Annotated in this window: 19 protein-coding genes, 2 tRNA genes and 3 rRNA genes; 10 read left to right on the top strand and 14 right to left on the bottom strand. The window is 60.8% G+C overall.

The genetic code is table 11. From position 1 onward, the window contains the following. From ACZ0BA_RS14615 to betC, 3 genes are read right to left on the bottom strand one after another with little or no spacing between them, the layout of a single operon-like run. Positions 1-2,235: a TonB-dependent receptor gene (locus tag ACZ0BA_RS14615; RefSeq protein WP_463451960.1), complete on the bottom strand. Its 2,235-nt coding sequence runs from the start codon at positions 2,233-2,235 to the stop codon at positions 1-3. A 38-nt stretch (positions 2,236-2,273) separates the two neighbouring features. Next, positions 2,274-3,272, bottom strand: coding sequence for a choline ABC transporter substrate-binding protein (gene choX / locus ACZ0BA_RS14610; RefSeq protein WP_463451959.1), 999 nt, complete (start codon positions 3,270-3,272; stop codon positions 2,274-2,276). Continuing rightward, positions 3,269-4,804: a choline-sulfatase gene (gene betC / locus ACZ0BA_RS14605; RefSeq protein ID WP_463451958.1), complete on the bottom strand. Its 1,536-nt coding sequence runs from the start codon at positions 4,802-4,804 to the stop codon at positions 3,269-3,271. Before betC ends, choX begins: the two co-directional genes overlap by 4 nt. A gap of 195 nt (positions 4,805-4,999) precedes the next feature. Between betC and ACZ0BA_RS14600 the strand changes: the two genes are divergently transcribed. Beyond that, the gene (locus tag ACZ0BA_RS14600; protein WP_463451957.1) at positions 5,000-5,905 is read left to right on the top strand and encodes a choline sulfate utilization transcriptional regulator; all 906 of its coding nucleotides are present in this window, start codon (positions 5,000-5,002) and stop codon (positions 5,903-5,905) included. Here ACZ0BA_RS14600 and ACZ0BA_RS14595 read toward each other — a convergent pair. Both ACZ0BA_RS14595 and ACZ0BA_RS14590 read right to left on the bottom strand, forming a co-directional pair. Continuing rightward, entirely contained in the window at positions 5,902-6,420 is a 519-nt protein-coding gene (locus ACZ0BA_RS14595) for a porin family protein (protein WP_463451956.1), read from the bottom strand. The genes ACZ0BA_RS14600 and ACZ0BA_RS14595 overlap by 4 nt on opposite strands. 85 nt (positions 6,421-6,505) lie before the next feature. After that, entirely contained in the window at positions 6,506-7,402 is an 897-nt protein-coding gene (locus tag ACZ0BA_RS14590; protein ID WP_463454759.1) for an AraC family transcriptional regulator, read from the bottom strand. Positions 7,403-7,590: 188 nt separating this feature from the next. On the opposite strand from ACZ0BA_RS14590, the gene ACZ0BA_RS14585 reads away from it, so the two are divergent. Further along, complete coding sequence (locus ACZ0BA_RS14585; RefSeq protein ID WP_463451955.1) at positions 7,591-7,872, top strand: SDR family NAD(P)-dependent oxidoreductase; 282 nt, start codon at positions 7,591-7,593, stop codon at positions 7,870-7,872. 18 nt (positions 7,873-7,890) lie between these two features. Here ACZ0BA_RS14585 and ACZ0BA_RS14580 read toward each other — a convergent pair whose 3' ends face one another. Continuing rightward, positions 7,891-8,505 (bottom strand): TetR/AcrR family transcriptional regulator, encoded by a 615-nt coding sequence (locus tag ACZ0BA_RS14580; protein ID WP_463451954.1) that lies wholly within the window; start codon positions 8,503-8,505, stop codon positions 7,891-7,893. A gap of 80 nt (positions 8,506-8,585) precedes the next feature. Between ACZ0BA_RS14580 and ACZ0BA_RS14575 the strand changes: the two genes are divergently transcribed. From ACZ0BA_RS14575 to rrf, 6 genes are all read left to right on the top strand, one after another. Continuing rightward, a complete protein-coding gene (locus ACZ0BA_RS14575; protein ID WP_463451953.1) occupies positions 8,586-9,794 on the top strand; it encodes a YbfB/YjiJ family MFS transporter in 1,209 nt (402 codons plus the stop codon). 359 nt (positions 9,795-10,153) lie between these two features. Next, a 16S ribosomal RNA gene (locus ACZ0BA_RS14570) occupies positions 10,154-11,682 on the top strand. Between the two features lie 63 nt (positions 11,683-11,745). Continuing rightward, a tRNA-Ile gene (locus ACZ0BA_RS14565) sits at positions 11,746-11,822 on the top strand. Positions 11,823-11,845: 23 nt separating this feature from the next. Beyond that, a tRNA-Ala gene (locus ACZ0BA_RS14560) sits at positions 11,846-11,921 on the top strand. A 231-nt stretch (positions 11,922-12,152) separates the two neighbouring features. Next, positions 12,153-15,025 (top strand): 23S ribosomal RNA (locus ACZ0BA_RS14555). Between the two features lie 152 nt (positions 15,026-15,177). Continuing rightward, positions 15,178-15,290: ribosomal RNA gene (gene rrf, locus ACZ0BA_RS14550) — 5S ribosomal RNA — on the top strand. The 16S, 23S and 5S rRNA genes sit together here with 2 tRNA genes alongside, the layout of an rRNA operon. 54 nt (positions 15,291-15,344) lie before the next feature. On the opposite strand, the gene ACZ0BA_RS14545 is transcribed toward rrf, so the two are convergent. Continuing rightward, on the bottom strand, positions 15,345-16,118 hold the full coding sequence (locus tag ACZ0BA_RS14545; RefSeq protein ID WP_463451952.1) for a trehalose-phosphatase: 774 nt from the start codon (positions 16,116-16,118) through the stop codon (positions 15,345-15,347). Between the two features lie 306 nt (positions 16,119-16,424). On the opposite strand from ACZ0BA_RS14545, the gene ACZ0BA_RS14540 reads away from it, so the two are divergent. Beyond that, positions 16,425-17,354 (top strand): exopolyphosphatase, encoded by a 930-nt coding sequence (locus tag ACZ0BA_RS14540; protein ID WP_463451951.1) that lies wholly within the window; start codon positions 16,425-16,427, stop codon positions 17,352-17,354. Positions 17,355-17,402: 48 nt separating this feature from the next. On the opposite strand, the gene ACZ0BA_RS14535 is transcribed toward ACZ0BA_RS14540, so the two are convergent. After that, positions 17,403-18,656: a nitronate monooxygenase gene (locus ACZ0BA_RS14535; protein WP_463451950.1), complete on the bottom strand. Its 1,254-nt coding sequence runs from the start codon at positions 18,654-18,656 to the stop codon at positions 17,403-17,405. A 169-nt stretch (positions 18,657-18,825) separates the two neighbouring features. Further along, the gene (locus tag ACZ0BA_RS14530; protein WP_209720217.1) at positions 18,826-19,311 is read right to left on the bottom strand and encodes a YajQ family cyclic di-GMP-binding protein; all 486 of its coding nucleotides are present in this window, start codon (positions 19,309-19,311) and stop codon (positions 18,826-18,828) included. 149 nt (positions 19,312-19,460) lie between these two features. On the opposite strand from ACZ0BA_RS14530, the gene murB reads away from it, so the two are divergent. Beyond that, on the top strand, positions 19,461-20,489 hold the full coding sequence (gene murB / locus ACZ0BA_RS14525) for a UDP-N-acetylmuramate dehydrogenase (protein WP_463451949.1): 1,029 nt from the start codon (positions 19,461-19,463) through the stop codon (positions 20,487-20,489). Positions 20,490-20,529: 40 nt separating this feature from the next. Here the strand turns inward: murB and ppnP are convergent, their stop codons facing one another. From ppnP to ACZ0BA_RS14500, 5 genes are read right to left on the bottom strand one after another with little or no spacing between them, the layout of a single operon-like run. After that, positions 20,530-20,844: a pyrimidine/purine nucleoside phosphorylase gene (ppnP, locus tag ACZ0BA_RS14520; RefSeq protein WP_463451948.1), complete on the bottom strand. Its 315-nt coding sequence runs from the start codon at positions 20,842-20,844 to the stop codon at positions 20,530-20,532. After that, a complete protein-coding gene (locus ACZ0BA_RS14515) occupies positions 20,841-21,911 on the bottom strand; it encodes a diguanylate cyclase (protein WP_463451947.1) in 1,071 nt (356 codons plus the stop codon). The genes ppnP and ACZ0BA_RS14515 overlap by 4 nt, the downstream gene beginning before the upstream one ends. 33 nt (positions 21,912-21,944) lie before the next feature. After that, on the bottom strand, positions 21,945-23,009 hold the full coding sequence (cheB, locus tag ACZ0BA_RS14510; RefSeq protein ID WP_463451946.1) for a chemotaxis-specific protein-glutamate methyltransferase CheB: 1,065 nt from the start codon (positions 23,007-23,009) through the stop codon (positions 21,945-21,947). Next, complete coding sequence (locus ACZ0BA_RS14505; RefSeq protein ID WP_463451945.1) at positions 23,006-25,366, bottom strand: hybrid sensor histidine kinase/response regulator; 2,361 nt, start codon at positions 25,364-25,366, stop codon at positions 23,006-23,008. The genes cheB and ACZ0BA_RS14505 overlap by 4 nt, the downstream gene beginning before the upstream one ends. After that, entirely contained in the window at positions 25,363-26,049 is a 687-nt protein-coding gene (locus ACZ0BA_RS14500; RefSeq protein WP_463451944.1) for a chemotaxis protein CheW, read from the bottom strand. The genes ACZ0BA_RS14505 and ACZ0BA_RS14500 overlap by 4 nt, the downstream gene beginning before the upstream one ends. Positions 26,050-26,051 lie beyond the last annotated feature (2 nt).

Below are 26,051 nucleotides of genomic sequence, written 5' to 3'. Positions count from 1 at the left end.
TTACAACTTGCCGGACAAGGTCACGAAGGCGGCGCGCGGAGCGCCAGCGAGCATGGTCGCGAAGCCGCCCGACGGATCGCTGCTGGCAAAGCCATTGGTGCCGATGGTGGCAAAGTAGCGTTTGTCGAACACGTTGGTCACGTTCAACTGCAGCGACGCGCTCTTGAACGGCCCGATGTTGCCGAGCTTGTAGCCTGCGCTCAGGTTCGCCAGCCAGAACGACGGCACCGGGCTGTCGTTGAGATAGGTGTAGTAGCGCGTTCCGGTATATTTGGCGTCGGCGCGCGCGAACCAGCCGGCGTGCTCATACGACACTTCGGTGTTGAACAACACGCGCGGCGCGTCGACCACGCGCTTGCCGTTGACGTTGATGGGCGTCGCGCCCTCGTAATACACCGGCGCCTGCTTGTACGACGAATCGTTGTAGGTGAAGGAATTGAACCAGGCCCATTCACGCGCGATTTTCCAATCCAGCGCCGCTTCCAGTCCCTTGGTCTCGACCTTGCCAACGTTGGCCAACGTGGTCGGGCAGCCGACGATGCCGGTGCAGGTGGCGACATTCAATTGGCGATTCTTGAAGTCCGCCAGATACAGCGCCAGCGATGCCTGTAGCGGGCCGCGCCGCGAGCGCACGCCCAGGTCGACGGTTGTGGAAGTCTGCGGCTTGACCTTGCCAGCGCTCAGGTCGAACGCCGCCTGCGTCTGCGAGAACGGGCCGTCGGCGCCGGCCTGATAGGCATTCATGTTCTTGGCCCATGAAGAGAACAGCTCCTCGCGGTCGGTCAGCGCATAAGTCAGGCCGGCCTGCGGCAGGAATTTTTTCGATGCCTCCAGCTTGCCGCCGGCACGCCCGCCGATCTGGTTTTCTCCATCGATGCGCGCCTTGGTGCTCTTGAAGCCGTAGCTGAGCTTGAGCTTGTCGTCCAGCACGGCAAAGCTGTCCTGCAAGTACAGCTGCGTGGTCTTGCTGACGAAGCGCTGCGCGATCACCGTCGAGAACGGATCGTCGAGGAAGTGGTCGGTGCTTTCCGGACCGTTGACCGCGAAGAAGGCGCGCGACCAGCTGTGCACGCTGCGCTCGCCCCATACACCCGCCGTCACCGCGTGGCTGCCCACTTCCCGCGTCAAATCGCTGACCACGCCGGTGCGGTCGATCGCGTAGGTTTGCGCGCGCACCGAAATCGGCACGCTCGCTGAGGACGGCGTGTACGGCGTGTACCAATGGCTCTCGCCATGGTCGCGGTGATCGTAGACGGTGGTTTTCAAGCGCACCGTATCGCTTGGATTCCACTCCAGCGCGACGCCGCCGAGCCAATCGTTGCGCAGGCCGCGTCCCAGATAGTAGGCATCGTCCAGGTTGTTGACGCCGCCGCTGTAGACACCTTTGGCGGCGGCGACCGCGCGCTGCCAGTCGGGCGCGTAGTTGTCCCATTTGTAGCCGAGGCGGCGCACGCTGTCGAACGACAAGTCCTGGTAGTCGGTCTCGTCGCGCTCGGAGTAATTAAAGAAGGCGCTCAACTGGCTGGCGCCCAGCGTTTGTACGACCTTGGAATTGAACTGGTTCTGGTCCTGGCCGCCGTCGCCTTTCCACTTGTCGGCGCGCTGGCGGGTCAGCGACACGTACGCCTTGGTATCGGTCGGCAGCAGGCCGGTGTCGTAACGTACGAAAGTGCGCGAGGTGCTGTCGCTGCCCAGCGTTTGCGACAAGGTGGCGCCGGCCACGTCGGCCGGGCCGCGCGTGGTGAAGCTGACCGTGCCGCCCAGGTTGCTGGTCGACGCCGTGCCAAGCGCGCCCGTGCCTTGCGACACGGTGACGTTGCCGACGTTTTCGGACGAGATGGCGCGGCTGATGTGCAGGCCGTTGTGGTTGCGGTAGCTCATGTCGCCGAGCGGAATGTCGTCCAAGGTGAAGCCCAGCTGGTTCTGGCTGAAGCCACGGATCGAGATATGCGCCGACCATTCGTAGGCGCCGAACGGATCGGCCGACTGGAACGATACGCCCGGCAATTTCTCCAGCGTCTTAAGCGGACTGGTGCCTGGGATGGCCTCGGCCAGATCCTTGCGTGTGATGTTCTGCACCTGGCGACCTTGACCCTGAACGAACACGGTCTCGATCGGCGTATCGGTGGAGGCGGCGATCGGCGCCGGGTCGGCCGCCGCATGCGCCTGAGCCAGGCAGGCCAGCGCCTGCAGCACGAGAAGGTGAAGAGGTTTGAATCGCAGTGCTTGTCGCATCGAAGGCTCCTTCTGTAGTGGATGAAGAGGCGGGGAAATCAAGGCTGGGCCAGGCGCGCGCGCACGGCGGACGCGGCGTCGCCGCCGGCGCGCGTGGTGACGCCGGCCACCCAAGCGGTCACCAGCTCGGGCCGGGCGCGCAGTTGGCGCAAAGCAGCGGTGCGCGCGGGCTGCTTTTTGTCGAGCATGTCGGCCATGATGGCGTGCTCGAGCGGCGCGCTGAGTTCGATCTGAGCGAACAGCCGGCCGACGTTGGGGCAGGCCGCGCGGTAGCCGCGCCGCGCCACCGTGTTGACGCTGGCACTGCCGAATTTCGGTCCGAAATACAGGTCGTCGCCGTCGAGGTACACCAGCTTGTAGGTGTTGTTCATCTGATGCGGCTCCCACGCGAGGAAGACGATCCACTCCGCGCTGCGGCCTTTGCGCGCGACCTGGCTCAGCATGCCTTGTTCGCTCGACTCGACCAGCGTCCAACCGCTAAGGCCGTAGCTTTGCGCGGCCAGCATTTTCTTGATCGATTGATTGGCGGGCGCGCCCGATTCGATGCCGTAGATTTTGCGGTCGAACTTGTCGGCGTGTTTGGCCAGGTCGCTGAAGGTGCGTACGCCGGCGCGGGCCACATAGTCCGGCACGGCCAGCGTGAACTTGGCGCCCGGCAGGTTGGCGTGCAGGAAGTCGATGGCGCCGGCCTTTAGCAGCGGATCGACCAGTTGACGCTGGGCCGGCATCCAGTTGCCGAGGAAGACGTCGATCTGTTCCTTCTGCAAGCCGGCGTACGTGATCGGCACCGACAGCGGCAGCACTTTCTGTTCGTAGCCGAGGGCTTCCAGTACGATGCCCGCCAGCGCGTTGGCGGCGCCGATGTCGGTCCAGCCGGGATCGGCCATGCGCACCGCGCGGCAGGATTCAGGTTCGGCGGCGTGGGCCGGGTTGGCGATCGAGACCATCACGGCGGCGCCGGCCGCCAGCGAGGCTGCCGCGAGCCGAAATGCGCGCTGCGCGAGGCGGATCGGATGGTGTGGATATGCGTGATTCATGCGTCGGCTCCTGGTCGGGCGGACAGACGCGCCCGGGCTTCCAGCGCGTCGAGGTCGAGATGGTTGCGGATGTAGCGCTTGCTTGCGTCGCGCGGTGGCTCGTAATCCCACGCGTGACGCACGCCGAGTGCGTTGGCGGCGCCGATAAAGCGCCGCCGCGCCTGGCTGGCCAGCACTTGCCGGTGCAGCGCCGGCAAGTCCCAGCGTTGCGCGGTGTCGGCGCGGAAGCGGGCCAGCACGTCGGCGCTGGCCGGGTCCGATGCCAGGTTATTCTGCTCGTCGGGATCGTCGCCCAAGTGATAGAGCTGGTCGGGATCGGCTGGCGAGTGGATGAATTTCCAGGCGCCCTGGCGCAGCATGACAATGGGCGCCAGCGCGCCTTCGGCCAGATACTCGGCAACGACGCCGTCGTGGCCGCCGCGTTGGGTCAGGTGCGGCAACAGGCTGCGGCCGGCGATCTCGAGCGGGAAGCGTGCGCCGGCCGGCGGTGGCGCGCCGTCGTGCGCCAGATCAAGCAAGGTCGGCAACAGATCGACCAGCGACACCGACTCCGCCACGCGATGCTGCTGGAACCGTTGCGGCGCATGGATGATCAGCGGCACGCGGCTGGCAGGCTCGAAGAAGTTCATCTTGTACCAGAGGCCGCGTTCGCCCAGCATGTCGCCATGGTCGGAGGTGACGATGATGACGGTGTCGTCGGCCTGGCCCGCGTCGCGCAGCGCGCGCAGCAGCACGCCGATCTGCTCGTCCACATACGAAATGGCGCCGTAGTAGGCGCGGCGGGCGCGGCGCGTCTGCTCGGGCGTGACCGGCGTCTGGTCGAGGCCGATCACAGCGCGCAGGCGGCGCGAGTGCGGATCCTCGCCGGCTGGCGCTTCGGGCACGCGTGGCAGGTCGATTTCTTCATCGCTGTACTGCTCCCAGTACGGCGAGCAAATCGCGTACGGATCATGCGGATGCGTCATCGCCACCGTCATGCAGAACGGCCGGCGGTCCGGATCGCGGGCGAGGTCGAACAGTTTTTGGCGCGCTGCGAATACCACCTCGTCATCGAAGTCGAGTTGGTTGCTGCGCGCGCAGTGGCCGGCATCGATCACCGACGACATATTGTGATACCACTCCGGGCGCACGTCGGGCTGGCGCCAGTCCGGGGTCCAGCCGAAGTCGGCGGGATAGATGTCGGTGGTCAGGCGCTCCTCGAAGCCGTGCAACTGGTCGGCGCCGCAAAAGTGCATCTTGCCAGAGAGGATGGTGCGGTAGCCGGCGTGGCGCAGGTAGTGGGCGAAGGTAACCGCCTCGGACGATAGCGCGGCGGCGTTGTCGTAGCCGCCGTTGACCGATGGCAGCGTGCCGGTCATCAGCGCATAGCGCGCCGGCGCGCACAGCGGCGAATTGCAATACGCCGAGTCAAACACCACGCCGGCAGCGGCCAGGTCGTCGATGTGCGGCGTCGAGGTGACGCGGTTGCCGTAGGTGGCCAGGGCGCGCGCGGCCAGTTGGTCGGCCATCAGGATCAGAATATTTGGCTGCATAAGGTCGGCTGGTAAGGCGTGAGCGTAAATGTGTCGTTGCACGCATTCTGCGATGCCGGCCGAAAATTATGAACGTATCAATTTGCATATTCATATTCGAATAATATAAATCGTGCTTATGTGTGGATTTCAGAATTCCTTTGCAATTTCAGCGTCTTGAAGGCAGAATAAATTATCGAAACATAAGAAAAATTTATGGCTAGTCCGCATCAAGGCGTTCCTCTGCACAGTCTGGTCTTCTTCGAATCGGCGGTGCGGCATCTCAACTTCACGCTGGTGGCGGAGGAATTCGGCACCAGCCAGCCGGCTGTCAGCCAGCGCATCGCCGCGTTGGAAAAGGACTTGGGTACGCCGCTGTTCAAGCGCGCCCATCGCGGTGTGACGTTGACGGCGGACGGCGTCACCTTGCACGAAGCGGTGCGCGACCATCTGGCGGCGATCCACGTCGCGGTCGACAAGCTGCGCACGAGGCGCACGCGGCAAGTGGTAACGGTCGCGACCGATTTTGCGTTTGCGCAGTTCTGGCTGATGCCGCGCCTGGCGGCGTTTCAGGAGTTGCGGCCCGAGCTCGACGTGCGCATCGTCACTTCGCAGAACGCGTTCGATATACGCGGCGAGGCGGTGGACCTGGCGATTTCGTTCGGCGAAGGCCAATGGCCCGGCTGCGACGCGCGGCAGCTGTTGCCGGAGGTGGTGGTGCCTGTCTGCGCGCCGGTCTGGCGGGAACGGCATGCGCAGGCCGGCGGCACGCCCGCCGATGTGTTGCGTTTACCGTTGCTGCATCTGGGCGGTGGCGGGCATAACCGCTGGATGACCTGGCAGGACTGGTCGCAGCTGCAGGGACTGCCCGACGGCGGCGATGTCCCCAGCCTCACCCTGGGCAATTATCCGCTGTTGATCCAGGCGGCAGTCGCCGGCCACGGCGTGGCGCTGGGCTGGCGCCCGCTCGTGGATGAGTTGGTGCGCGATGGCCAGTTGGTCACGCTGCCGGCGCCGGCGCTGAGCACGACGCGCGGCTACTTCCTGGTGCGCCCCCACGGCCGCGAGCCGTGGGAAGCGCTCGACAGCCTGGGCGAGTGGATTGTGCGCGGTTGCGCCTAGAAATTGAAGCGCGCGCCGAACGAGAACAGCGACACTTCGGTTTTGGTCAGATAGCTGGCGTCCACGCCGATCGACCACTGGCGGTTGAAGGCGTAGCTGACGCCGACGCCAACCATCGGATCGGTTTCATCGCGGTCGGGCAGGTCGCTGCGGTTGCCCTGCATCGAGGTGCGGCCGATGCCGGCACGGCCGAACAGGCTGACGCGCTCGCTGAGCGGCACCGTGCCCTGGACGGCGATGCCGTAGGTGCGATCCGGGTAGTAGCCTGCCTCGGTGAACATGCCGCGGAACGGATTAAGGCTCAGGCCCCGGGTATAGACGTCAAAGCCGAAGTTGGGGCTGTACTGGTAGCCGATCGCGCCGCCGACCGAAAAGTCACTGCTGTTGTCCACGTACTTGGACGAGACCGAGGCGCGTCCGCCGGAGACGCCGAGATAGACGCCGGGTTCGAACGGGGCCGCAAACGATGGGCCGGCAACGGCAAGCGCGGCCGCCGCGATGATCAAGAGTCGCATATAGTTCCTTAAAGGTGAGACTGTAAATGGCGGCATTGGTTTATTTGCAATGCCACCCGCCCCGCATCCTATCCTGAAATTATCTTTATGGCAACCTTGTCGTTTCCGCCGGCTGCATCACCAGCATGCGGCGCATCGCTTCGGCTTCCTCGCCAGGACTGCGGCCGAAGTAGCGCTTGAATTCGCGGCTGAATTGCGACGGGCTTTCGTAGCCGACCTGGGCCGACGCGGCCTGTGCCGTGATGTCGCTGCGGGCCATCAGCAGCCGCGCCTGGTGCAGACGGGCCGATTTCAGATATTGGATCGGCGAGCAATGCGTGACGGATTTGAAATGTACATGGAAAGCCGGCACGCTCATGCTCGCTTCCGAGGCCAGCATGCCGACATCCATGTCGGCCGCGCAATCGGCGTGGATGCGGCGCAGCGCCTTGGCGATACGGCCGAACTGACCCTGGCTGGTCAGCGCAGCGCGCATCGCCGCACCTTGCTCGCCCATCAGCACGCGGAAGCAGATTTCACGCACGATGGCGGGACCGAGCACGCGTGCCTCCAGCGGCGAGTTCAGCGCCTCCATCAGGCGCAGCACGGTTTCGCGCAGGCGCTGGTCCATCCGCGTGGTCATCATTCCCTTGGGCATGGCCGGCACTTCGTTGGCCGTCTGGTCGATGGCAAACATCAGGTCGGCCAGCGTGGTGCGGTCGACGCGGATGACCAGACCCATGAACGGTTCCTCGACCGACGCCTCGGTGGCGCTGAGGAACGGCGTGGGAATGGCCACCACCAGGTAATGCTCGGCGTCGAACTGCAGCACGTCGTCGCCGAAGTGGGCGCGCTTTCGGCCCTGCAACACGATGGCGATGCACGGGTCGGACATGGCCGGCGCCTTGGTCACGCTTTCCGTGGCGCGGGTCAGGCGCACGTCTTCGAGCGCCGTCTCGGTGTAGCCGTCGTGCTTTGCCAGACTGGTGTGCAGGGCGATCATGCGTTCCAATTAATTTCTCCAAACGTACGGTAATGAATAGGAATGATCCATCAAACCGGCGGCCGTGGCTACGGGACTATTGACGATGTATAGGATTAGGCAAGAAACACATAGACATGTGCATTCGCAGCATCGCCGGATGTTCGTATGATGCAGTCTGGTTTTATTGCCATTGAAAGGACCGCATCATGACTGCTACACACACCAATCGAAAGGTGATACTGATTGCTGGCGCCAGCCGGGGCAGCGGTCCTGCCACCGCGCGCCAGCTGGCCGGCGAGGGCCATCACGTGGTGCTGGGCGCACGGCGCTCCGCCAAGTTGCACGCGCTCGTGACGGAAATCCGCAGCGCCGGCGGTTCGGCGGAATGGTTCGCACTGGACGTCTCGCGACCGGAGGAAATGCGCGAATTCCTGGCGTTCGCCGAGGATGTCCACAAGCGCATCGACGTCGTTATCAATAATTGCTGAGGGCGTGGCGCCGCTCGCCTAGGCGGCTTTCGGCGTGAACAATATTTGCAGCAGCGTGTCGGCCGTGGCCTGAAGTTCTTCGGGCGCGTGGTAGATGCGTTCCATCACCACATTGCCGCGTGTGAACGTGACCAGCAAACGTGTGGCGTCTTTGGGCGGCAGGCGCAGCCGCGCAACGGCGTCTGGCGCCGACAGCCGTTCCTCCAATACCTCCCCCAATCCTTCCAGCATGCCCCGCAACGCCTGGCGCACCGCGTCATCCATCGCTGTTTCGTCGGTGGCGATTTTGGTCGTCAGGCAGCCGCGCGTGGACGAGGAGGGCGTATCGTCATCCTGGGGGATGGGTTGCGACATCGAACCGATGACGTAGCCGAAGAAATCGCGCAGCGCCTCGACGGGGTCGTCCGCCAGCATCCTTTCGCGCACCGCCGCCAGATAGCGCTGCTTATAGCGGGCGAACGCCAGCAAAAAGATCGATTGCTTGTCGCCATAAGCGTTATAGAGCGACCCACGCAGCACGCCGGTGGCCTGCGCCAGGTCCTGCATCGAGGTCGAGGCGTAGCCCTGCCGCCAGAAAACGTGCATCGCGCGTTCCAGCGTTTCTTCTTCGTTGAACTGTTTTATGCCTGCCATGGAGCGGATTATCGCCATTCTTGACAGTGGTGTCAAGTTTGACTATGCTGTCAAACATGATGGACGACTAAGGATCATTGATGAATCACGCTGAAGACAAGGGCGCGGCCGGCCGCGCTATATTCGCCGGTTTGTGCGCCAGCTTGGTCGGCATCGGCCTGGCGCGCTTCGGCTACACGCCGCTGATACCGCCGTTGATCGAAGCGCACTGGTTTGCCGCGCAGGACGTTGTCTATCTCGGCGCGGCCAATCTGGTCGGCTATCTGGTGGGCGCATTGATCGGGCGCCCGCTCGCCGCGCGGTTGACTGCGCGGTCGACGCTGCGTGTGATGATGATGCTGGCTTCGCTGGCGTTCTTTGCCTGCGCGTTTCCACTATCGGTGAGTTGGTTCTTTGCCTGGCGCCTGTTGTCGGGGGTGTCGGGCGGCATCATCATGGTGCTGGTGGCGTCGACCGTGTTGCCGCATGTGCCGGTCGAGCGCAGGGGGATGGCGAGCGGGGCGATATTCCTGGGTGTGGGCGTAGGCATCGCGGCGTCGGGCACGGTGGTGCCGATGTTGCTGGGTGTCGGCCTGCGCGAGACGTGGCTGGGACTGGGTGCGCTGGCGCTGGTGCTGAGTACCGCAAGCTGGTTTTGCTGGCCGCATGCCGGGCATGCCCATGCCGCCGCCGCTCAAGGCGCGGAGCCGGCCGCGCCCATAGCCAGCGCGCGCTTCGATCTGAACGTACTTTACGTCCAGTATGCCTTAATGGCGATTGGCTTGGTTCCGCTGATGGTGTTCCTGGTCGATTATGTGGCGCGCGGTTTGGGATGGGGAACGCATACAGCGGCCCTGTTCTGGATCGCTTACGGCATCGGCGCGATTGCTGGTCCGATGGTGTATGGCGCATTGACCGATCGCATCGGCCCAACGCGCACCGGCCAGTTGGCGCTGTGTCTGCAGGCGGCAGTGATCGGGTTGATGATGTTGTCCCACAATCATTTTGTGTTGATCGCGGCGACCGTTGTCGTCGGCTCCTTCCCGCCCGGCATCGTGCCGATTGTGCTTGGCCGCGTCCATCAGCTACTGCCCGGCGATGCGCATCGCCAGAGCGCCGTGTGGAGTCGCGCCACGACGGTGTTTGCGTTGTTCCAGGCGTTGGCCGGGTATGGCTATTCCTACCTGTTCGCGCGGAGCGGCGGCGACCACCGTTTGTTGATGGGAATTGGGGCCGTGGCGTTGTTGGTGGCGGCACTTGCGGATGGTGTGAAGAAAGTTCTTGCCAAGCCCGGAGCGGCTTTGCTATAGTTCGCCTCCTCGCAAAACGGCGCACACAAAACAACGTGTTGCAGAGTGAAGCGGGGCAAAAAAGAGGGTTGACGGAATGAGCGAAACGCTTCATACTCTTCCTTCTTCGCTGACAAACAAAACGATTTGTCAAGCGTGCAAGCAGTACCAAACAAAGTTCTTTAAAAATTAACAGTCGATAAGTGTGGACGTTTGATGAAAGTGCACATGCAGCCTTCGGGTTGCATGAAACTTAAAATATCAAATGTTCACAAGAAGTAATGAAATAGGCGCTATGAAAATAGTGGCCTGTCAGTATTTTGAGTGAGCGACCTCTTAGCAATAAGAGTGCCGGTAAAACGGCAAAAGTAACAGAGATTAAACTGAAGAGTTTGATCCTGGCTCAGATTGAACGCTGGCGGCATGCCTTACACATGCAAGTCGAACGGCAGCGCGGGGCAACCTGGCGGCGAGTGGCGAACGGGTGAGTAATATATCGGAACGTACCCTGGAGTGGGGGATAACGTAGCGAAAGTTACGCTAATACCGCATACGATCTAAGGATGAAAGTGGGGGATCGCAAGACCTCATGCTCCTGGAGCGGCCGATATCTGATTAGCTAGTTGGTAGGGTAAAAGCCTACCAAGGCATCGATCAGTAGCTGGTCTGAGAGGACGACCAGCCACACTGGAACTGAGACACGGTCCAGACTCCTACGGGAGGCAGCAGTGGGGAATTTTGGACAATGGGCGCAAGCCTGATCCAGCAATGCCGCGTGAGTGAAGAAGGCCTTCGGGTTGTAAAGCTCTTTTGTCAGGGAAGAAACGGGTCTTTCTAATACAGAGATCTAATGACGGTACCTGAAGAATAAGCACCGGCTAACTACGTGCCAGCAGCCGCGGTAATACGTAGGGTGCAAGCGTTAATCGGAATTACTGGGCGTAAAGCGTGCGCAGGCGGTTTTGTAAGTCTGTTGTGAAATCCCCGGGCTCAACCTGGGAATGGCAATGGAGACTGCAAGGCTAGAGTTTGGCAGAGGGGGGTAGAATTCCACGTGTAGCAGTGAAATGCGTAGATATGTGGAGGAACACCGATGGCGAAGGCAGCCCCCTGGGTCAAAACTGACGCTCATGCACGAAAGCGTGGGGAGCAAACAGGATTAGATACCCTGGTAGTCCACGCCCTAAACGATGTCTACTAGTTGTCGGGTCTTAATTGACTTGGTAACGCAGCTAACGCGTGAAGTAGACCGCCTGGGGAGTACGGTCGCAAGATTAAAACTCAAAGGAATTGACGGGGACCCGCACAAGCGGTGGATGATGTGGATTAATTCGATGCAACGCGAAAAACCTTACCTACCCTTGACATGGATGGAATCCCGGAGAGATTTGGGAGTGCCCGAAAGGGAACCATCACACAGGTGCTGCATGGCTGTCGTCAGCTCGTGTCGTGAGATGTTGGGTTAAGTCCCGCAACGAGCGCAACCCTTGTCATTAGTTGCTACGAAAGGGCACTCTAATGAGACTGCCGGTGACAAACCGGAGGAAGGTGGGGATGACGTCAAGTCCTCATGGCCCTTATGGGTAGGGCTTCACACGTCATACAATGGTACATACAGAGCGCCGCCAACCCGCGAGGGGGAGCTAATCGCAGAAAGTGTATCGTAGTCCGGATTGTAGTCTGCAACTCGACTGCATGAAGTTGGAATCGCTAGTAATCGCGGATCAGCATGTCGCGGTGAATACGTTCCCGGGTCTTGTACACACCGCCCGTCACACCATGGGAGCGGGTTTTACCAGAAGTAGGTAGCTTAACCGTAAGGAGGGCGCTTACCACGGTAGGATTCGTGACTGGGGTGAAGTCGTAACAAGGTAGCCGTATCGGAAGGTGCGGCTGGATCACCTCCTTTCTAGAGTAGCACTCTTCATTAAGCGTTCACACTTATCGACTGTCAATATAAAGAACAGCATTTGGGGCTGTAGCTCAGCTGGTTAGAGCACCGTGTTGATAACGCGGGGGTCGTTGGTTCGAGTCCAACCAGCCCTACCAGTTTCTGCCTGTAGTAAATCTCAGGGGGATTAGCTCAGCTGGGAGAGCACCTGCTTTGCAAGCAGGGGGTCGTCGGTTCGATCCCGTCATCCTCCACCAAAAAGTTCAAATGCAAGCAACGCGATGTGCGTATGTTTATGTTTGATCTTTTAGAGATCAAGTGCTGTACGTTCTTTAACAATCTGGAAGAAGTAAGTAAATTTTTATTGATCGCATCACCGACAGGTGGCGCGATGGGTAATGATTGTATGTATCAACAAACGCAACAACGTAGTACTTCTTATTTCTGTAACCGCTCCTTTGTTTAGTCGCAAGGGGCTAACGTTATAGGGACAAGTGAATAAGTGCACATGGTGGATGCCTTGGCGATTACAGGCGATGAAGGACGTAGTAGCTTGCGATAAGCTGCGGGGAGCTAGCAAACAAGCTTTGATCCGCAGATTTCCGAATGGGGAAACCCGGCCTTTTAGGTCATTGCATACTGAATACATAGGTATGCAAAGCGAACGCGGCGAACTGAAACATCTAAGTAGCTGCAGGAAAATAAATCAACCGAGATTCCCAAAGTAGTGGCGAGCGAAATGGGAAGAGCCTGCACGTTTTAGCACGACGCATAACAGAATCCTCTGGAAATAGGAGCCATAGCGGGTGATAGCCCCGTATGTGAAATGCGATGTGTGGAACTAAGCGTGCGACAAGTAGGGCGGGACACGAGAAATCCTGTCTGAATATGGGGGGACCATCCTCCAAGGCTAAATACTCGTAATCGACCGATAGTGAACCAGTACCGTGAGGGAAAGGCGAAAAGAACCCCGGGAGGGGAGTGAAATAGATCCTGAAACCGTGTGCATACAAACAGTAGGAGCGGACTTGTTCCGTGACTGCGTACCTTTTGTATAATGGGTCAGCGACTTACATTCAGTGGCAAGGTTAACCATATAGGGAAGCCGTAGAGAAATCGAGTCCGAACAGGGCGATAGTCGCTGGGTGTAGACCCGAAACCAAGTGATCTACTCATGGCCAGGATGAAGGTGCGGTAACACGCACTGGAGGTCCGAACCCACTAATGTTGAAAAATTAGGGGATGAGCTGTGGGTAGGGGTGAAAGGCTAAACAAACTTGGAAATAGCTGGTTCTCTCCGAAAACTATTTAGGTAGTGCCTCAAGTATCACCATCGGGGGTAGAGCACTGTTATGGCTAGGGGGTCATCGCGACTTACCAAACCATTGCAAACTCCGAATACCGATGAGTGCGAGCTTGGGAGACAGACGTCGGGTGCTAACGTCCGGCGTCAAGAGGGAAACAACCCAGACCGCCAGCTAAGGTCCCAAAGATTGGCTAAGTGGAAAACGAAGTGGGAAGGCTAAAACAGTCAGGATGTTGGCTTAGAAGCAGCCATCATTTAAAGAAAGCGTAATAGCTCACTGATCGAGTCGTCCTGCGCGGAAGATGTAACGGGGCTAAGCCAGTCACCGAAGCTGCGGATATCCGTAAGGATATGGTAGGAGAGCGTTCTGTAAGCCTGCGAAGGTGTCTTGTAAAGGATGCTGGAGGTATCAGAAGTGCGAATGCTGACATGAGTAGCGATAATGGGGGTGAAAAGCCCCCACGCCGTAAGCCCAAGGTTTCCTGTTCAACGTTCATCGGAGCAGGGTGAGTCGGCCCCTAAGGCGAGGCAGAGATGCGTAGCTGATGGGAAGCAGGTTAATATTCCTGCACCGTCGTATGATGCGATGGGGGGACGGATCGCGGAAGGTTGTCTGCCTGTTGGAATAGGCAGTTTCTGGTTCATAGAAGGCGCTTAGGCAAATCCGGGCGCGTAATTCAAGGGACTGGGACGAGGAACTTAGGTTCTGAAGCAATCGGAAGTGGTTCCAAGAAAAGCCTCTAAGCTTCAGTCATACGAGACCGTACCGCAAACCGACACAGGTGGGCGAGATGAGTATTCTAAGGCGCTTGAGAGAACTCGGGAGAAGGAACTCGGCAAATTGGTACCGTAACTTCGGGAAAAGGTACGCCCTTGTAGCTTGGCTGATTTACTTCAGTAGGGTGAACGGGTTGCAATAAACTGGTGGCTGCGACTGTTTAATAAAAACACAGCACTCTGCAAACACGAAAGTGGACGTATAGGGTGTGACGCCTGCCCGGTGCTGGAAGATTAAATGATGGGGTGCAAGCTCTTGATTGAAGTCCCAGTAAACGGCGGCCGTAACTATAACGGTCCTAAGGTAGCGAAATTCCTTGTCGGGTAAGTTCCGACCTGCACGAATGGCGTAACGATGGCCACACTGTCTCCTCCCGAGACTCAGCGAAGTTGAAGTGTTTGTGATGATGCAATCTACCCGCGGCTAGACGGAAAGACCCCATGAACCTTTACTGTAGCTTTGCATTGGACTTTGAATCAATCTGTGTAGGATAGGTGGGAGGCTTTGAAGCGGGGACGCCAGTTCTCGTGGAGCCAACCTTGAAATACCACCCTGGTTCATTTGAGGTTCTAACCTTGGCCCGTTATCCGGGTCGGGGACAGTGCATGGTAGGCAGTTTGACTGGGGCGGTCTCCTCCTAAAGTGTAACGGAGGAGTTCGAAGGTACGCTAGGTACGGTCGGACATCGTGCTAATAGTGCAATGGCATAAGCGTGCTTAACTGCGAGACTGACAAGTCGAGCAGGTACGAAAGTAGGACATAGTGATCCGGTGGTTCTGTATGGAAGGGCCATCGCTCAACGGATAAAAGGTACTCTGGGGATAACAGGCTGATTCCTCCCAAGAGTTCATATCGACGGGGGAGTTTGGCACCTCGATGTCGGCTCATCACATCCTGGGGCTGTAGCCGGTCCCAAGGGTATGGCTGTTCGCCATTTAAAGTGGTACGTGAGCTGGGTTTAAAACGTCGTGAGACAGTTTGGTCCCTATCTGCCGTGGGCGTTGGAAATTTGAAGGGGGCTGCTCCTAGTACGAGAGGACCGGAGTGGACAGACCTCTGGTGTACCGGTTGTCACGCCAGTGGCATTGCCGGGTAGCTAAGTCTGGAAGAGATAACCGCTGAAAGCATCTAAGCGGGAAACTTGCCTTGAGATGAGATTTCCCAGAGCCTTGAGCTCTTTGAAGGGTCGTTCGAGACCAGGACGTTGATAGGTCAGGTGTGGAAGTGCAGTAATGCATTAAGCTAACTGATACTAATTGCCCGTACGGCTTGTCCCTATAACCTTAGCAGGTTATGGTGAATAAGAAGTGCGTTGAAACGTTCGTTGATACACAACTTCATTACCCAGTATTGAGATACTGAATTACTTACTACTTCCAGATTAGAGCGCCGTTGCCCAACAGGGAACGACCGCTCAGACAAGTCAAAGCCTGATGACCATAGCAAGTTGGTACCACCCCTTCCCATCCCGAACAGGACCGTGAAACAACTCTGCGCCGATGATAGTGCTGCAACCAGTGTGAAAGTAGGTTATCGTCAGGCTAGTTATATTAAAAAGCCCCTTCCAGTGATCTGGTCGGGGCTTTTTTTCGTCCGTCAGGCATGCTCATGCCGTCGTATCCGTCCCAACAAAAACTGCAAACACTCCAGCACCTCGAACTGATGATGCAGGAAATAACGCGCCGCGCTGTTCTTGCTGCGGCCAATGCGCACCGTCATCCACGACTCCGGCGCATCCTTGAAAATCTGCTCGTCCGCTTCGTCCTCGCCGATGTACAGCGCCGTCCGCCGCGAGGCGTGGTCGAGCACCGTGCTCAACGTTGTACGCTTCCCCGGCGCGTCCGGCGGAAGTAGATTGATCCCGCTGCGCGCCCCGACCACCACAGGCGCCGGCTGCAGTGTTCCCAGCACACGCTCAACCTCGCGGACAGTCCGTGGCCGGTCCCGCAGCAGGCGGTAGTGCAACCACAGCGAACACCCATGATCGGCTATCAGCAACCCGGGATCGACCTTGTGCAAGCCATGCTCGTCGATCATCTGCCGCAACCAAGTGGCGCAGATATCGCGCGCACGCGGTGCCGCATCCTCCTGCCCGGGCAGACAACCGGCACCATGATTGCCGACTAAATACGCTGGGCGCACCGGCAGCCGCGCCTCGACATCGTCCAGGCTGCGACCGGTAATGACGGCGACCGGCAGCAAGGCGCACAAGTCGCGGAAGCAGCGCTCCAGCGCCGGCTGCATGCGTGCCTGGCTGGGTAGCACAACTGGCGGCGCGAGTGTGCCGTCGAAAGTGAAAGCGAGTACCGGCTCGGTCGCGACAAGCTCCGCGAGTGCCCGTTTGCCGGCCAATGAAAGCAAATGAATCATGCCCCTCCTTGTTGCGCGGCGCCTTGCGAGTGAATAGCGGCAGCCTGCGGGTGGTCAGAGGGGTTCGAACTGAACCTTATCGTGGCGGCGTAAATGCCTACCCACGGAGCTCGGGCCGACATCGCCCGTTCAAACCCGGTAAAGAAAATTATCGTACTGCCCGGAATTGAGCCTGTCAAACGCGATTCTATTGAACAGTTGATGCATAAATGATTCGACGCAACTATATGCGTTGCCTTCCGCGCTTTTTGTGCCTCAGGGCATGTATGATGGACGATCGCACTGTTTAACTCTCGAGGTGTATTCATGGCAAATAAATTCCGTCTGGTTACCCGCAGCGATTTTGACGGCCTCGTTTGCGCCGTGCTGCTGAAGCACCTGGACATGATCGACGACATCCTGTTTGTTCATCCCAAGGACATGCAAGACGGCAAGATCGCGATCACCGATAACGACATCACGACCAATCTTCCTTACGTGCCGGGCGTGCATATCGCCTTCGACCATCATCTGTCGGAAACGATCCGCAATACCGGTGAGCGCAGCAACCATGTGATCCATCCGGAGGCGCCCTCGGCCGCGCGAGTGGTCTACGACTACTACGGCGCCGAGAAGGCTTTTCCGGCCTCGTGGGGCGACATGATGGCAGCCGTCGACAAGGGCGATGCCGCGCGCTTCAACGAGCAGGAAGTGCTCAATCCGGAAGGCTGGGATTTGCTGAACTTCCTGATGGACGCCCGCACCGGCCTGGGCCGTTTCCGCGAGTTCCGCATTTCAAACTACAACCTGATGATGGATCTGATCGACGCCTGCAAGAATCACTCGATCGAGCAGATCATGGCCTTGCCGGACGTCAAGGAACGCAAGGACCTGTACTTCGAGCACGCGGAGAAGTGCAAGGACCAGATCCGCCGCTGCGCGAAAGTGCACAAGAACCTGGTGGTGCTGGACCTGCGCAACGAGGAGATCATCTTCGCCGGCAACCGCTTCATTATCTATGCGCTGTTCCCGCAGACAAATATCTCTATCCACGTGCTGTGGGGGCTGAAGAACCAGAATACCGTATTCGCCACCGGCAAATCGATCTTGAACCGTACGTCCAAGACCAACATCGGCGCCTTGATGCTGGAGTACGGCGGCGGCGGACACGAGAACGCCGGCACATGCCAGGTCGACAACGAGCGCGCCGAGGAAGTATTGGGCGCGTTGATCCACCGGATCAACTCGGAAGGATAAAAAAACGGCGCCGAGGCGCCGTTTTTCATTACCGCGATCCGTCGCCGGTCAGAACTCTTTTTCCGGCAGCGCGATCTGGTTGTCGGTGCTGAACTGATAGTCCTTGAACACGTGCTCGGCCGACAGCAGCTGGTAATCGCCGTCCGGCTTCTTGTGCGTGGTGTCCTTCAGGCGGTAGGTGTAGTGGCCGCAGGTCCAGCAGTTGAAGTTGCGCATGTGCGTGCACAGGCAGGTTTTATCCATCACCACGATGTTTTTCTCGTTCGGATGGGCCGCCACTTCGCGGTTGTACGAGTTGATGTACGCGCAGTTGCCGGTCGCGTCCAGCAGGTAGCCGTAGGACTCGCAACCTGGACGGATGCCGCCGCCGATCGCCGGCGTGCTTTTCAGCATGCGCATCGGGTAGCCGGTCGGCGAGATGCCGTTGACGATGATGTCGTCCTCGGTGGCCTTGACGTATTCCTGCTTGACCTTGGCCGGCAGGCCGCATTCGTTGGTGATGGTGAAGCGGGTCGCCACCTGCACGCCCGCCGCGCCCGCTTCCAGGAAGCTGACGGCGTCGCTGCCGGTGAAGATGCCGCCGGCCGCGATCAGCGGAATGTCGAGGTTTTCCGTTTTCAGGTAGGCCAGCACTTCCTTGGTGATCGCCATCAGGTCGTACTCGGCCCAGTCCATGCCGAAGCCGAGGTGGCCGCCGGCCAGCGGGCCTTCGACGATGATGAAGTCCGGCAGACGGTCCAGCTTGGCGTTCTTGCGCAGGAAGATTTGCAGCGCGCGCACCGACGAGACGATGATGCCGAGCTTGGCTTCGCGGAAGCGCGGGTGGTCGGCCATCAGCGCGAACGAGCCGAAGTGCAGGCCGGCCGACAAGGTGATGCCGTCGATGCCGGCGTCGAGCGCCGCGTTCAGACGCGTGCGCAAGGTCTCGCGCGGGCCGTTCATGGTCAGCTTTTCCATGCAGTTCACGAAGATCAGGCCATCGCCTTTTTTCGCGGCCATGGTGGCGCCGATATGGCGGCGCTGGGCGTCGGCCAGGCGCTCGAGGTCGAACTGCACGACCGACTTGTCCGAATTGTTGATGTTGAATTTGTAGAGCTTGGTCTTATCCTTGACGAAGCTCGTATCGAACTTGCGGTCGGACACGTCCTCAACCATCGCGTCGGAGATGTGGCCGATGCCGCCGAGGCGGGCGGCTTCCAGCGCCAGTTCCGAAGTCGAAATGTCGACCCCCATTCCGCCGACCATGATGGGCACGTACTCGTTTTTGCCAAATCGCAGGCGGAAATCATCAACACGTTTCATTGCTATCCTTAGACTACCGAGGTTGGTTGCCGGGCGTGGAGCCAGGCGCTATGCAGGTCGCGCGGTAGCACATTGGTGGAGTTCGTATTTTTGCACATTGCTATGCAGATTATTCTACTCCAACTGTGCTACCGTCTTGTGACGGCGCGGCCAGGCCGCGCTGGCGGGATCAGTCGCGGAAGTTGTTGAACTCGAGCGGCATGTCGGGGACGTCCTTGCGCAGCATGGCCATCGCGGCCTGCAAATCGTCGCGCTTGGCGCCGGTCACACGCACGGCCTCGCCCTGGATGCTGGCCTGCACCTTCATTTTGCTGTCCTTGATGACGCGCACGATTTTTTTGGCCGCATCGGCCTCGATGCCGTTCTTGATCTTGATCACTTGCTTGACCTTGTCGCCGCCGACCTTTTTGATGTCGCCGTCTTCGAGGAAGCGCACGTCGACCTTGCGCTTGGACAGTTTGTTGGTCAGCACGTCACGTACCTGCTGCAGTTGGAACTCGGAATCGGCAACAACGGTCAGTTCGTTTTCCTTGTGCTCGACGGATGCGCCGGTCCCCTTGAAGTCGAAGCGGGTGGCGATTTCCTTTTGAGATTGCTCGACGGCATTTTTCACTTCGATCATATCTGCTTCGGACACTACATCAAACGACGGCATGGCTATTTCCTTTTCGTGTGGCATGGGGCGATACCGCTCCCCATCAAAGTCTGACATTTTAACGGACAACCGGCCAGTCACCCCCATACGGGCGCTGGTTTTTTGCTTGTTTCGCTCTATAATCGACTAAATTAATCGGTTTTTCCTCCATGCATCCACAGTCCTCGATCCAGCACCAGTTTCCCCTACAGTCACTCAACACCTTCGGCATCGCCGCGACCGCACACGCGTATTTGCGCGTCACGAAAACAGAGCAATTGCTCGGTGCTATTGCCGATCCCGCCTTGGCCGCTTTGCCGCGTCTGGTTTTGGGCGGCGGCAGCAATTTGCTGCTGACGGGAGATTTTCCCGGCCTGGTGCTGCACATCGCGCTCGAAGGTAAACAGGTGGTCGGCGGCGATGAGCGCCACCATTTTGTACGCGCGGCCGCCGGCGAGAACTGGCACGCCTTCGTGCAGTGGACGCTGGCGCAGGGCCTCGGCGGGCTGGAAAACCTGTCGCTTATTCCCGGCACCGTCGGCGCGGCGCCGATCCAGAATATCGGCGCGTATGGCCTTGAGACCAAGGACGTGTTCCACAGCGTGACGGTGTTCGATCCACGCAGTGCGACCACCTATGCGATGGATGCAGGCGCCTGCCGGTTTGCGTACCGCGACAGCGTCTTCAAGCAGGACGCCGGGCGGCATCTGGTCATCCTGGATGTGACGTTCGCGCTGCCGAAGGAGTGGCATCCGAACTTGCGGTATGCGGAACTGGCGCAGGCGGTGGCGGCGCAAGGCTTGGCGGCGCCCAGCGCGCAGCAGGTGGCCGACACGGTGGTGGCGATACGCCGCCGCAAACTGCCTGATCCGGCGGTGATCGGCAACGCCGGCAGCTTCTTCAAAAATCCGGTGGTGACGGGCGCGCAGTGCGCGGCGCTGCTGGAGCGTTTTCCGGCGCTGGTGCATCACTTGCAGCCCGACGGCACCGAGAAGCTGGCGGCCGGCTGGCTGATCGATCAGTGCGGATGGAAGGGCAGGAACCTGGGCGCGGCCGGCGTCTATCCGGAACAGGCGCTGGTACTGGTGAATAACGGTGGCGCCACCGGCGCCGATGTGGTGGCGCTGGCGCGGGCGATCCAGGCGGATGTGCAGGCGAAGTACGGCGTGCTGCTCGAGCCGGAGCCGGTGTTCGTCTGAACCCGCACCTCCGCTGCGGATCGCCGTGCGGGGTCGGCGATCAGCCGAAGTGGCAAACGTAATCGACCGTCTCCACGGTTTCGATGTCGAAGTGGCTATTCGCGCCCACTTTGAATTCCTGCCCCGCGCCGTACGTCTGCCATTCTGCGGCGCCGGCCTGGCGCACCTTGCACACGCCGCCGGTGATTTCCATCGTCTCCGGCGCGCCGGTGTTGAACGTCAGGCTGGATGGGAAGATGACGCCGACGCTTTTCTTGCTGCCGTCGGCGAGGATGATATTGTGCGAGACGCATTTGCCGTCGAAATAGATGTTCGATTTCTTGACGACGCTGACTTGATCAAATTGAGCACTCATGCTGCTGTTTTTCCTTGTTCGGATAAGGGGGATGTGGCGCCGGGCAGGGCGTCCGCGCTCATGACGCGGTTGCGGCCTGCGTGTTTGGCGGCGTACAGCGCCTGGTCGGCCAGCTCGATCAAGTCCTCGATACTCGACTGCGGCGACGGTATCACACTCGCCACGCCGATCGACATCGTCACCGATGACAGGTCGGTGTTCGCTTGCGGATTCTCGATGGCCAGCTGTTCCAGGTGTCGGCGGCATGACTCGGCCACGATCAGTGCTCCGGTCAGCGGGGTCTCAGGCAGGATGATGGCGAACTCCTCGCCGCCGTAGCGCGCCGCCAGATCGGCGGGGCGCTTTAAATGTTCGGTCAGGACGGCCGCCACCTTCTTCAGGCACAAATCGCCCGCGAGGTGGCCGAAGCTGTCGTTATACAGTTTGAAGAAATCCACGTCGCACATCAGCAGGGTCAGTGGTTTCTTGTCACGCTGCGCGCGCTGCCATTCGATCCCCATCGTCTCGTCGAAGCGGCGGCGGTTGGCGATGCCGGTCAGCGCGTCGAGCGCGGCCAGCTTTTGCAGTTCGATGTTGGCGTCGGCCAGGTTCTTCTGGCTCTCGCGCAGGAAACGGAACGCCTGGTCGCGCTGCAGGCGGCTGATATGCGCGCCCGAGTGATAGCGCACGCGCGCCAGCAGTTCGAGCTTGTCGGGCAGCTTGACCATGTAGTCGTTGGCGCCCGTGGCGAAGCTGTGCGCCTTGAGCTTCGGATCCTCCTTGGCCGATAGTACGATCACCGGCACGTGGCGCAGCGATTCCTCGGCCCGATAGATCGCGATCAAGCCGAAGCCGTCGATGGTCGGCATCACCAGGTCCTGCAGGATTACCGTCGGTTGCAGCTGCAAGGCGGTCTGCAGCGCCTTGCCGGCGTCGGTCGTGTAGTGGAACTCGATATCGGGCTGGTCGCTCAGCATGCGGCGCACCGCCTCGACGATGATCAACTGGTCGTCGACCAGCAGTACCCGGACCTTGAAGGCGGTCAGCGCGGCTTCTGAATCTGATGAAAATGCGTTTGCTTCGGACATCGATGTTCTCTTTATATGTGGGCGGCGCGCCGGTCAGCGGCTGCCCAGGGTATTGCGTAAAACGGGGCCGATTTTCGTCAGCGGTAATATCATCTGCGCCGCGTCCAGTTCGGCGGCGGCGCGCGGCATGCCGTACACCGCGCTGCTGGCCTGGTCCTGCGCGATCGTGGTGTGGCCGGCGCGGCGCATGGCCAGCAGGCCCTCGGCGCCGTCGCGGCCCATGCCGGTCAGCAGCACGCCAATCGCCTCGCCCTTCCAGAGCTGGGCGACGCAATGGAAAAACACGTCGACCGACGGCCGGTAGGCGTATTCCTTCGGATTGGCATCGTACCGCAAGCGAAAATTTTGATCCAGCGTTAAGTGGTCGTTGCTCTTGGCGATAAGGACGGTGCCGGCGACCAGTTCGTCGCCTTCCTCGGCCGCGCGCACCGGCATGTCGAGCTGCTCGCCGAGCCAGCGGGCGAAATTGTCGGCGAAGTGCTGGTCGATGTGCTGTACCACGACGATGGCGCAGCCGCGTGGCGGCGTCCAGCCGGCCAGCAGCTTGGAAACGGCCATTGGGCCGCCGGTCGAGGCGCCGATCGCCAGCAGCGACGTCACCGGCACCGGCATGCCCGGCGCGTCGGCGCCGTGGTGGGCGCTTAGGCCATGGCCGTTGGCGGCGCCGTTCAGCGAGGTTCGCGGCGCCATCGCCTGGCTGCCGCCGCTGTGGCGTATCAGCTTGTCCATGGTGCGGATCTTGGCCAGCAGCTCGGCGTCGCCGCCGGGCTGGCCCTGCAACACCGGGGTCGCCGTCACGTCCAGCGCACCGGCACCCAGCGCGCGGAACACCTGGTTGACGTTGTCCTGCGGCCGGCCGGTGACCACCAGGATCGCGCATGGGCTATGTTCCATGATCTGCCGGGTCGCCTCGACGCCGTCCAGCTCCGGCATGTTCAGGTCCATCAAAATCAGGTCGGGGCGGTTGTCGGCGCACATGCGCACCGCCTCCGCGCCGGTGCGGGCAATCCACAGCACCTGGTGTTCGGCGGTGCTGGCCACCACGCGCCGCAGCGCTTCGGCCGCCATGGCGACATCGTTGGCGATGGCGATCTTCATCTACGGGCGTCTCCAATCAAATCGCTGACCGCGTCAAGCAGCGTCTCGTCGTGGAAGCTGCCCTTGGTCAGGTAGTAGTCCGCGCCGGCCGACAGCCCGCGCGCCCGGTCTTCGGGTCGGTCTTTATAGGAGACTATCATGACTGGCAGCTTATGGAGGTGAATGTCCTTCTTTATAAGCGTGACAAGCTCGATACCATCCATGCGCGGCATGTCGACATCGGTGATCACCAGGTCGTAGTCGCCGCTGCGCACCACGTTCCAGCCATCGATGCCGTCGATCGCGATATCGACCTGGAAGCCCCGGCTTAGCAGCAGCTTGCGTTCCATTTCGCGCACCGTCAGCGAATCGTCGACCACCAGGATGCGTTTGGTCCGGCGCCGCTCGGCGTGGTCGGACTTGGTCAGCTGGTGCAGGCCGCCCTCGTGCAGCAGTTTTTCGATCGACAGCAGCAGGTCCGGCACGTCCAGGATCAGCACCGGCTCGCCGTCGTCGAGCAGGGCGGCGGCCGAAATGTCGCGCATCTTGCCGAAGATCGGATCGATGCTTTGCACCGCCAGGCTTTGTTCGCTGCGGATGGTGTCGACCACCAGCGCATAGCGGCGCGCGCCGGTGCCGATGACGACCACCGCCAGCTCGCCGCTGCCGGCGTCGGTATCGCCAAGTTCGAGCACTTGCGAGGCCGAGACCAGGCCCAGATGCTCGCCGCCGAAGTCGAAGAACTGTTTGTTCTCCAGCGTGTGGATGGCCGCCTGCGGGATCTTGATTACGCGCTCGACCTGGGCGATGGGCAGCGCGTAGGCTTCGCCCTTGACGTCCACCACCAGCGCCCGCGCGATGGACTGCGTCAACGGCAGCGTGATGCAGGTGCGGAAACCGACGCCGAGTTCCGATTCGATGCGCACCGTGCCGTTTTGCGAACGGATGGTTTCGTGCACGATGTCGAGCCCCACGCCGCGTCCGGAAATCTCGGTGGTGCTGTCTTTCAGGCTGAAGGCCGGCAGGAACAGGAATTCCAGCAGTTCGGCCGACGACAGCGAGGCGGCCATCTGCGCGCTGGCCATCTTGCGCTCGACCACCCGGCGGCGGATTTTTTCCAGATCGACGCCGCGGCCGTCGTCGCTGATTTCGATACTGAGCATGCCGGCGCGGTGCTTCGCCTCGAGCACGATGGTGCCGGTGGCCGGCTTGCCCGCTTCGATGCGCGCCGACGCCGTGTCCATGCCGTGGTCGATGGCGTTGCGCAGCATGTGGTTGAGCGGACTTTCTATCTTCGCGAGGATGTCGCGGTCGACCAGCGTGTCCTCGCCGATGATCTCCAGGCGCACATCCTTGCCCAGCGTTCGCGCCAGATCGCGCACCATGCGCGGGAACGACTGCACGCCGTCGCGGAATGGCCGCATGCGCATGGTCAGCACCTCGTCCACCATGTTTTGCGAGACCGCCAGCAGGCGGCGCTCGTAGGCCTCGATGTCGGCGATGTGCTCCAGTACGAACTGTTTGAGCGGATGGGTCTTTTGCAGCGCCACCAGCGACTGTTCCTTCAGCTTGGCGTCGGTGCTGTTGGCGATCGCCTCGTGCAGCTGCTCGATGACGGAAAACAGGCTGCTCTGGTTGCGCTTGAAGCGCTGCATATTCTGCACGAACGGATGCATCTGGTGCGCGTTGATGCGCGACTCGCTCGCCAGCGACAGCAGTTTGTCGAAGTTCTGTGCGGCCTTGGGTGCGGCGTGTGCGCGCGCGGCCGGCGCCAATGGCGCATCGTCCGGCGCCGGCGCCGATTCGGCTGCGGATATCGGGGCGGCTACGTTGACCGGCGCCGGCGTCGGCGCCGGCTTCGCCACCGGCAGTTCGCCGGGAGGGAAGTAGGGCGCCGCCGTCACCGGTATCGAGATCGGCGGCAGCAGGCCCGCTTCCGCTTGCAGGTTGACCGGATCGGGAAGGAAGGCGATGGTGGTGATGGCGTCGAGCGTGCGCGTGACGAGGGCGGCGTTGGCGCCAAGCCAGGCGTCAAGGCCGCTGTCCTGGAGACGCGACAGCTGCAGTATCAGATCTACGCCCGCCAGCAGCACGTCGACCCGGTTGGCGGTTAGCGCCAGCTTGCCGTGTTGGGCGGCGACGAAGGCGTCCTCCATGCGGTGCGCCAGCTGCACCACCACCTCCAGGCCGACGATGGCGGCGGCGCCCTTGATCGAATGGGCGGCGCGCATCATCGACTCGACCGCCCCGGCGTCGTGCTTCAGGCGCTCCATGGCCAGCAGGCCGTCGGTCAGGATCTGGGTCTGGCTGTCCGCCTCCATGCGGAACAGGTCCATCATGGAGAACTGGCTCAGGTCTCCGTTGTTATCCTGGCTCATCGCAGCGTCCTCGCGAGTTGGTAGCCGATCAGCGCCGCATCGAGCATCCCGATATGCATGTCCTGGTGCGACAGCACGCCCGACAGGAAGCGGCTCAGCCCTTTGTTGATGGTGGCGGCGGGCGCTTGCACGCTGGCCGAGGCGTAGCGCATGATGCCGTGCAGGTCGGCCACCGGCAGCGCGTAGGACTGCTCCTCCCAGCGGATCAGCAGCACCCGCGCGAAGGTGTGGCGGTGGGTCGCGGCCTCGCCTTCGCTCTCGTCGATGCCCAGCAGGGCCGCCAGCGACATGCAGGGATGCAGCGTGCCGCCGACGTTGACGACGCCGATCAGCCCCAGTGCCTTGCGGTGCGGCAGCCGGTGAGGCACGGCCTGCGGTGCCACCGAGACGAACAGCTTGGTGGGCAGCGACAGCCATTCGCGGCCGACGCGGAACACCAGGCACGAGGCGTCGAGCGCCTGCGTGTCGGTGGCGGCATGGCGGAAGTGCGTAGCCCAGTCCTTTTTATAGTCCTCGCCGACGAGGCGTTGCAGGTTGCGCTGCGCGGCGCCGGCGTAGACGTCGCAATTGCGGCAGTGGACGTGCTGTTGGAGCTTATCGCAACTCTGGTCGCCGACCACGCCGATGCGGTTCCAGCAGTCTTCGATGGCCGCGAGCGGGGTGGCTGGGGTGGTGATCGTCATGT

Source organism: Duganella sp. AC917, assembly GCF_979258245.1.
This window is presented reverse-complemented; position numbering and strand designations above follow the sequence as displayed.

Coding starts and splice junctions, on each gene's coding strand:
- ACZ0BA_RS14615 (WP_463451960.1), bottom strand. CDS start 2,235: ATGCGACAAGCACTGCGATTCAAACCTCTTCACCTTCTCGTGCTGCAG.
- choX (WP_463451959.1), bottom strand. CDS start 3,272: ATGAATCACGCATATCCACACCATCCGATCCGCCTCGCGCAGCGCGCA.
- betC (WP_463451958.1), bottom strand. CDS start 4,804: ATGCAGCCAAATATTCTGATCCTGATGGCCGACCAACTGGCCGCGCGC.
- ACZ0BA_RS14600 (WP_463451957.1), top strand. CDS start 5,000: ATGGCTAGTCCGCATCAAGGCGTTCCTCTGCACAGTCTGGTCTTCTTC.
- ACZ0BA_RS14595 (WP_463451956.1), bottom strand. CDS start 6,420: ATGCGACTCTTGATCATCGCGGCGGCCGCGCTTGCCGTTGCCGGCCCA.
- ACZ0BA_RS14590 (WP_463454759.1), bottom strand. CDS start 7,402: ATGATCGCCCTGCACACCAGTCTGGCAAAGCACGACGGCTACACCGAG.
- ACZ0BA_RS14585 (WP_463451955.1), top strand. CDS start 7,591: ATGACTGCTACACACACCAATCGAAAGGTGATACTGATTGCTGGCGCC.
- ACZ0BA_RS14580 (WP_463451954.1), bottom strand. CDS start 8,505: ATGGCAGGCATAAAACAGTTCAACGAAGAAGAAACGCTGGAACGCGCG.
- ACZ0BA_RS14575 (WP_463451953.1), top strand. CDS start 8,586: ATGAATCACGCTGAAGACAAGGGCGCGGCCGGCCGCGCTATATTCGCC.
- ACZ0BA_RS14545 (WP_463451952.1), bottom strand. CDS start 16,118: ATGATTCATTTGCTTTCATTGGCCGGCAAACGGGCACTCGCGGAGCTT.
- ACZ0BA_RS14540 (WP_463451951.1), top strand. CDS start 16,425: ATGGCAAATAAATTCCGTCTGGTTACCCGCAGCGATTTTGACGGCCTC.
- ACZ0BA_RS14535 (WP_463451950.1), bottom strand. CDS start 18,656: ATGAAACGTGTTGATGATTTCCGCCTGCGATTTGGCAAAAACGAGTAC.
- ACZ0BA_RS14530 (WP_209720217.1), bottom strand. CDS start 19,311: ATGCCGTCGTTTGATGTAGTGTCCGAAGCAGATATGATCGAAGTGAAA.
- murB (WP_463451949.1), top strand. CDS start 19,461: ATGCATCCACAGTCCTCGATCCAGCACCAGTTTCCCCTACAGTCACTC.
- ppnP (WP_463451948.1), bottom strand. CDS start 20,844: ATGAGTGCTCAATTTGATCAAGTCAGCGTCGTCAAGAAATCGAACATC.
- ACZ0BA_RS14515 (WP_463451947.1), bottom strand. CDS start 21,911: ATGTCCGAAGCAAACGCATTTTCATCAGATTCAGAAGCCGCGCTGACC.
- cheB (WP_463451946.1), bottom strand. CDS start 23,009: ATGAAGATCGCCATCGCCAACGATGTCGCCATGGCGGCCGAAGCGCTG.
- ACZ0BA_RS14505 (WP_463451945.1), bottom strand. CDS start 25,366: ATGAGCCAGGATAACAACGGAGACCTGAGCCAGTTCTCCATGATGGAC.
- ACZ0BA_RS14500 (WP_463451944.1), bottom strand. CDS start 26,049: ATGACGATCACCACCCCAGCCACCCCGCTCGCGGCCATCGAAGACTGC.